General features: G+C 69.2%; 1 protein-coding gene. It reads left to right on the top strand.

Annotated elements, in window-relative coordinates; all coding sequences use genetic code 11:
- Positions 1–18 precede the first annotated feature (18 nt).
- Positions 19–1,410: condensation domain-containing protein (locus tag ACFUEL_RS39705; RefSeq protein ID WP_380243095.1), on the top strand; the 1,392-nt coding region annotated here is incomplete at its 3' end.

Below are 1,410 nucleotides of genomic sequence, written 5' to 3'. Positions count from 1 at the left end.
GCGGGTGCGGATGGTTCGGTGGTGCGTCCCGTGGTGCGGGATGCGGGGCCGTTGCCGGTGTCGTTCGCGCAGCAGCGCCTGTGGTTCCTGGACCAGTTGGAGCCGGGTAGCGGCGAGTACCTGGTCAGGGTGGCGTTGCGGTTGTCGGGCCGGCTGGACGTGGTGGCGCTGGAGGGTGCGCTGGGCGGGTTGCTGGAGCGGCACGAGGTGTTGAGGTCGTCGTTCCGTGAGGTGGACGGGCGGCCGGTCCAGGTGGTGGAGCCCTGTGCGGTGTGGCCGTTGAAGCGGGTCGACCTCCGTGGTGTCGGGGATGCGGCGGAGGCCGAGGCGCGGGTGCTGGCCCGTGAGGGCGAGGAGCCGTTCGACCTGGGTTCGGCGCCGCTGGTGCGGGCCCTGCTGGTCACGCGCGGCCCCTTGGAGCACACACTGCTGCTGACGATGCACCACATCGTGTCTGACGGCTGGTCGTTCGGGGTCCTGACCAGGGAACTGGGCGAGCTGTACACGGCCTGGGTCGAGGGCAGGGCCCCGGTGCTCCCCGAACTTCCGGTGCAGTACGCCGACTTCGCGCTCTGGCAGCGCGACTACCTCCAGGGCCCGGTCCTGGAGAAGCAGTTGGAGTTCTGGCGCTCGCGCCTGGACGGGCTGGGCGTGCTGGAACTGCCGACCGACCGGCCGCGGCCCGCGGTGCGCTCGGGACGCGGAGCCGTCCACGGCTTCACCCTGCCCGCCGAAGCCGTCCGGGCGATGCGGCAGGCATGCCGGCGCGAAGGCGCCTCCGCGTTCATGGTGCTGCTGGCCGCCTTCCAACTCCTGCTCGCCAAATACAGCGGCCAAAACGACATCACGGTCGGCACACCCGTGGCCAACCGCAACCGGGCCGAGATCGAGGGCTTGATCGGCTTCTTCGTCAACACCCTCGTCCTGCGCGGCGACCTGACAGGCGATCCCACCGCCTCCGAGTTCATCAAGCGGGTACGCGAACAGGCCCTGGACGCCTACGCCCACCAGGACCTGCCGTTCGAGAAGCTCGTCGAAGAACTCCACCCCGAACGCGACCTCAGCCGCACCCCCCTTTTCCAGGTCATGTTCACCCTGCAGAACGCCGCCGCCGGCACCTGGAACCTACCCGGCGTCGACATCGAGGAGATCCCCACCCAGACCACCTCCGCCAAGTTCGACCTCACCCTCACCATCAGCGAGGACGACGACGACTACACCGCCCACCTCATCTACTCCACCGACCTGTTCGACCCCGCAACCGTCGAACGCCTCGCCACCCACTACACCAACCTCCTCACCCACCTCGCCACCGCGACCCTCACCGCCCCCGACACCCCCATCGGCGACCTCCCCGTCCTGACCCCCGAAGAACAACACCGCATCCTGACCCACTGGAACGACACCACC

This window comes from Kitasatospora sp. NPDC057198 (assembly GCF_042670125.1).
Taxonomy (GTDB): domain Bacteria; phylum Actinomycetota; class Actinomycetes; order Streptomycetales; family Streptomycetaceae; genus Kitasatospora.
The sequence above is the reverse complement of the archived record's forward strand: the minus strand, read 5'-3'. Positions and strand labels throughout refer to the sequence as shown.